At 75.2% G+C, this 5,523-nt stretch carries 6 protein-coding genes; all 6 read right to left on the bottom strand.

Translation table 11 applies throughout. From position 1 onward, the window contains the following. Positions 1 to 41: 41 nt before the first annotated feature. Positions 42 to 863, bottom strand: coding sequence for a histidinol-phosphatase (gene hisN / locus ACFT55_RS18735; RefSeq protein ID WP_380245357.1), 822 nt, complete (start codon positions 861 to 863; stop codon positions 42 to 44). Positions 864 to 926: 63 nt separating this feature from the next. Continuing rightward, entirely contained in the window at positions 927 to 1,499 is a 573-nt protein-coding gene (locus tag ACFT55_RS18730; RefSeq protein WP_380245356.1) for a hydrolase, read from the bottom strand. Further along, positions 1,499 to 3,004, bottom strand: a complete 1,506-nt coding sequence (locus ACFT55_RS18725) for an MFS transporter (protein WP_380245355.1) — start codon at positions 3,002 to 3,004, stop codon at positions 1,499 to 1,501. The genes ACFT55_RS18730 and ACFT55_RS18725 overlap by 1 nt, the downstream gene beginning before the upstream one ends. Next, entirely contained in the window at positions 3,001 to 3,498 is a 498-nt protein-coding gene (locus ACFT55_RS18720; RefSeq protein WP_380245354.1) for a MarR family winged helix-turn-helix transcriptional regulator, read from the bottom strand. The genes ACFT55_RS18725 and ACFT55_RS18720 overlap by 4 nt, the downstream gene beginning before the upstream one ends. Before the next feature lie 84 nt (positions 3,499 to 3,582). Continuing rightward, complete coding sequence (gene rsgA, locus ACFT55_RS18715; RefSeq protein ID WP_380245353.1) at positions 3,583 to 4,650, bottom strand: ribosome small subunit-dependent GTPase A; 1,068 nt, start codon at positions 4,648 to 4,650, stop codon at positions 3,583 to 3,585. Continuing rightward, positions 4,650 to 5,523, bottom strand: an 874-nt coding sequence (locus ACFT55_RS18710) for a 3-phosphoshikimate 1-carboxyvinyltransferase (RefSeq protein ID WP_380245352.1), incomplete at its 5' end; no start/stop codon positions are given. The genes ACFT55_RS18710 and rsgA, both read right to left, overlap by 1 nt.

Here is a 5,523-nt window from a genome sequence, read left to right as displayed (position 1 = left end):
GAATTCCCGGAGGAATTCTCGCCGATTTCGTACCCACAACCTCAGCCGAGGTAGACGAGGACCTCGTCGTGGAGGCGGCCGTTGGTGGCGACGGCGTTGCCGTGCCAGGGGCCGGGGGTGCCGTCGAGCGCGGTGAACCGGCCGCCGGCCTCGGTGACGATGGGCGCGAGGGCGGCCATGTCGTAGACCTCGAGCTCAGGCTCGGCGGCGACGTCGGCAGCGCCCTCGGCGACGAGCATGTACGACCAGAAGTCGCCGTACCCGCGGGTGCGCCACACCTGGCGGGTGAGGTCGAGGAAGCCGTTGAGCTTGCCGTGCTCCTCCCAGCCGGACAGCGACGAGTAGGCGAACGACGCGTCGCCGAGCGTGCTCACGCCGGAGACGGACATCCGGGAGGCCGAGGCGAGCGACTTGCCCGTCCACGCGCCGGACCCCTTCGCGGCCCACCAGCGCCGGCCGAGAGCGGGCGCCGAGACCAGGCCCATGACGACGTCCTCGCCGTCGGCCAGCGCGATGAGGGTGGCCCACACGGGCACGCCGCGCACGAAGTTCTTGGTGCCGTCGATCGGGTCGATGATCCAGCGCCGGGCACCGCTGCCTGCGGAGCCGTACTCCTCGCCGACGATCGCGTCGCGGGTGCGGGCCCGGTGCAGCTGGGCGCGGATGAACTCCTCCGCGGACCTGTCGGCGTCACTGACCGGGGTGTTGTCGGGCTTCGTCTCGACGCGCAGGTCGAGCGCCTTGAAGCGGGACATCGTGATGGCGTCGACCTGGTCCGCGATGACGTGGGCCAGGCGCAGGTCGTCCTCGTACGTGCGCGCGGGGCCGCTGGTCGGGCTGGGAGACGGCTGGGTGTACGACACGATCACACGGTAGCGGTCCGACGGCGCGGCCAGCGCCCCGGCGCGCGGGGCAGGACCGAGAGGTCAGTCGCCCAGGAGCGCGAGCAGCTCGGCGGTGCTGCCGCACTCGCCCAGGCGGGGGAACACGCGCTCGGTGGAGTGCCGGTGGTCCTCGGCGGAGCGGTCGGACATCGCGTCGGTGACGAGCGAGACGTGGTACCCGTGCTCGTGCGCGGCGCGGGCGGTGGACTCGACGCCCACCCCGGTCGCGATACCGGTCAGCACGATCTGCGTCACCCCGCGCCGGCGCAGCTGGAGGTCGAGGTCCGTGCCGTAGAAGGCGCCCCAGTTCCGCTTGGTCACGACGACGTCCGACGCCGCCGTGTGCAGCTCGGGCGAGAGGACGTCCCAGCCCTCGGGCCGGGCGCCGCCGCCCGGGGCGTCGGTCCGCCCGGGGACGGCGTCGGAGCCGTCGGACGCGGCGGTGACGCGCACGAGGACCACGGGCAGGTCGCGGGCGCGGAACGCGTCGGCGAGCTGGACGCTGCGCGCGAGCACCGCGTCCGCCGCGTGGGGCTCGACGGGCATGGCGAGGATGCCGGCCTGCAGGTCGACGACGACGAGCGCGGTGCGAGGGTCGAGGGTGGTGAGGGGCATCAGGCTGTCTCTCCAGGGGCGGTGACGGGATGGGTGGTGACAGGAGCGGTGGTGTCGGGTGGCGTGGGGTTCGAGGGTGCGGGAGGTCTGCGCAGGGAGCGGTCGACCAGCGTGAGGACGAGGACGGCGGCGGCGCACGCGACCATCGCGAGGGCGAGGTCGTGCAGGCCTGCGGTCGTGGGGCCCTGGGCGTACAGCGCGGCGATGGCGGCCGTCGAGACGAGCGCGCCCACGTACATGAAGGTGCGCAGCAGCCCGGCCGCGGCCCCGACGGTCTCCGCGTCGGCCTGTCGGGCGAGGGCCTTCTGGTTCGCGAGCCCGGCCAGCCCCTGCATGCCGCCGATCCCGACGCCGGCGAGCACCAGGAGCCACGTGGGGCTGTCGGGCTGCACGACGGCGAGCACCGCGGCGCCGAGCAGCAGGGAGGTGGCGCCGACGACGAGCGCCGCGCGGACGGGCGCCCGCCGGCCCGTGGCCGACGCCACCGTGACCGCGACGACGGACGTGGGCAGCATGAGCAGCCCGGCCGCTGCCTCGGTGAGGCCTCGGCCCTGCTCCAGCCACTGCACGTAGCCGAACATGAACGCGTAGGTGGCGGTGGCCGTGAGGAGGGCGCGGGCGTAGGTGAGCAGCAGCGGGCGGTTCCCGCCGAGCAGCCGCAGGTCGATGAAGGGATGGGCGGTGCGCAGCTCGTGCCGGGCGAACCCGGCTCCCGTCGCCACGGTCACGGCGAGCACCCACCACGGGGTGGCGCCGACGAGGACGAGCATGAGCGACGTGAGCGACGCGGCGAACAGGACGACGCCGGCGACGTCGAGGCGCGTGGCCACGGACGCCCGGCGCGCCGTGGAGCCGGTCACGGGAGTTCCCTCCGCGCGCGGCAGGCGGAGGCCGCCGAGCAGGAGGCACGCCGCCGCGAGGGGGACGTTGACGAGGAAGATCGCCCGCCAGCCGCCGAGCCCGACGAGGAGCCCGCCGAGCGTCGGCCCGACGATCATCACGACCTGGTTCGTCACGGCGAGGACCGTGAGCACGGCCGCCGTGCCGCGCCCCTCGCCGGAGCGGTCCGTCGCGCGCCGCACCAGCGACATCGCGGCCGGGTATGCGGCGCAGGTACCGAGGCCCAGCAGCGCCCGCGCCAGGACCAGGACGCCGATCGTCGGGGCGAACGCGCCGAGCAGGCCGGCGACGCCGACCAGCGCCGTGCCCACCAGGTAGGGGCGCCGGGGCCCCACGAGGTCGACGACGCGGCCCACGACCGGCTGCGCGACCGCGGTCACCAGGTACAGCGCCGTGACCAGCCAGACGGTCTGCGCCGGCGGCGCACCGAACGCGATCCCGATGGGCACCAGGGCCACCGCGATCATCGACGAGTTGATCGGGTTGAGCAGCGAGCCGAGGGCCAGCGGCAGGGTGAGGCGGGTGTCGTAGCCCTGGCCAGCGGTGGGGGCTGCGGCGGCTGCGGTGGCTGGGCGTGCGGCGGCGTGGCGGTGGAGCAGGGTCACGGGCGCGCGGCCTCCGCGGGGCCGTCGGTGGCCGGGGCGTCTGCCGGCGCGTCGTCCAGCAGCGTGCGGTCCAGCAGGGCCAGGACGTCGGTGACGGTCGTGAGCTCCGCCCGCGTGAGGCGTTCCTGCAGGGCGTGGGTCAACCACTCCTGCCCGGCCTCCCGTCGGCCCTCGACGAACGCGCGGCCGTCCTCGCTCAGCGAGATCACCTGGCGACGTCCGTCGGTGGGGTCCGGGTCGCGGCGCACGAGGCCGCGCTCGTCGAGGACCCCCAGGGTGGCGCCGAGCGACTGGGGCCGGACTCGTTCGGCGGCGGCGAGCGCGCCGGGCGACGCGGGACCGTGCTTGGCCAGCCGCGACAGCAGCGCCGTCTGCGACGGCGTGAGCTCCTGGTTGTCGCTCAGCTCGATGAAGCGACGGCGGAGCCGGCCGACGAGCGAACGCAGCTCACGGGCGGCCTCGGCCGCCTGGGTGGGAGCGGGGGAGGAGGTCACCCACCCACCGTAAAACTCGTCAGGCCAGACTGACAAGTTCTGCCTGACGATTGTGGGGGACGAGACTCGCGCCTGGCGGCGGGCTCAGTCCGCGGTGTGGCGCGCGGTCAGCAGTCGTCGGAACGACGCCACGCGGGCCTCGCGCGCAGGGCGCTCGTCGTCCGAGGACGCGGCGAGCCAGTCGTCGAGGGCGCAGTCCGGGGCGTCGGCGAGGTGCGTGCAGCCGCGCGGGCAGTCGGCTGCGACGTCGGCCAGGTCCTCGAACGCCTGCAGGAGGTGGCCCGTCTCGACGTGCGCGAGCCCGAACGACCGGACGCCCGGGGTGTCGACCACCCAGCCGTCGTCCATGTCGGCCGTGCCGTCCGGGGCCACCACGCCGTCCGGCCCGCCCGCGGGCAGCCGGAGCGCCACCGCAGAGGTGGAGGTGTGCCGACCCCGCCCGGTGACGTCGTTCACCACGCCGGTGGCGCGGTCGGCGTCGGGCACGAGCGCGTTGATGAGCGTGGACTTGCCGACTCCCGAGTGGCCGACCAGCACCGAGGTGCGGCCGGCGAGGCGCTCGCGGACGGTCTCGACGCTGGTCGGGTCGTCGCGCCGCGTGACGACGACCTCGACGCCGATGGGCGTGTAGAGGTCGCGCAGCGGCGCGGGGTCGGCAAGATCGGCCTTCGTGAGGCACAGCAGCACGTCCATGCCGGCGTCGTAGGCCGCGACCACGCAGCGGTCGATCATCCCTGTGCGCGGCTCGGGCTGGGCGAGCGCCGTGACGACGACGAGCTGGTCGGCGTTCGCGACGACGATCCGCTCGTACGGGTCCGTGTCGTCCGCCGTCCGGCGCAGCACCGACGAGCGGTCCTGGATGCGCACGATCCGCGAGAGGGTGCCCTCGTCTCCGGTGGTGTCCCCGACCACGTCCACCCGGTCGCCCACGACGACGCGGGTGCGGGTGAGCTCGCGCGCCTTCATCGCCAGGACGGTCCGCTCGTGGGGCGTGCCGTCGTCGACGACGAGGGTGTAGCGCCCGCGGTCGACGCCCGTCACCATGCCCGTGACGGCGTCGGCGTGCTCGGGGCGCTGCTTGGTCCGGGGGCGCGAGCCGCGCTTCGAGGGCCGCGCGTACTGCGCGTGCTCGTCGACGGCGCGGCGGGCCATCAGGCCTCGACCCCGGTGGCGGCGGCCGGTCCGAGCATGCGCAGCCACAGCGCGTCGAAGCCGGGCAGGGTCTTGGCGGTGGTCGCGACGTTCTCCACGCGCACCCCGGGCACCGCGAGCCCGAGGAGTGCGGCGGAGGTGGCCATGCGGTGGTCCGCGTACGTGCGGAACAGCCCGCCGTGCAGCGGCCGCGGCGTGATGACCAGCCCGTCGCGCGTCTCCTCGGCCCGCCCGCCGAGCCGCGTGATCTCGGTGGCGAGCGCCGCCAGCCGGTCGGTCTCGTGACCGCGCAGGTGCGCGATGCCGCGCAGGCGGCTGGGGGAGTCGGCGAGGGCCGCGAGCACGGCGAACGTCGGGGCGAGCTCGCCCGCGGCGCGCAGGTCCAGGTCGACGCCGCGGACGGCACCGGTGCCGGTGACGGCGAGGACGTCGCCGTCACGGCGGACCTCGGCGCCGAGCCGGGTGAACAGGTCCGGCAGCAGGCCGCCGGGCTGGGTCGTCTCGGTCGGCCAGCCGGGCACGCGAACGGTGCCGCCCCCGACGAGCGCGGCGGCCAGGAACGGGGCCGCGTTGGACAGGTCGGGCTCGACCCGCACGTCCCGTGCCGCGACCGGGCCGGGCGACACCTGCCAGATGCCGTCGCGGGAGTCGTCCACCTCGACGCCCGCGTCCCGCAGCGTGGCCACGGTCATCGCGATGTGCGGCACGCTCGGCAGCGTGGTGCCGATGTGCCGCAGCGTGAGCCCTCGCTCGAACCGCGCGCCGGCGAGCAGGAGGGCGGAGACGAACTGCGACGAGGCCGACGCGTCGACGTCCACGGCACCGCCCGCGACGCGGCCGGTGCCGTGGACGGTGAACGGGAGGTGGGTGGGG

Origin of the sequence: Isoptericola sp. NPDC057191 (genome assembly GCF_042670225.1) — a bacterium.
Taxonomy (GTDB): domain Bacteria; phylum Actinomycetota; class Actinomycetes; order Actinomycetales; family Cellulomonadaceae; genus Isoptericola.
This window is presented reverse-complemented; position numbering and strand designations above follow the sequence as displayed.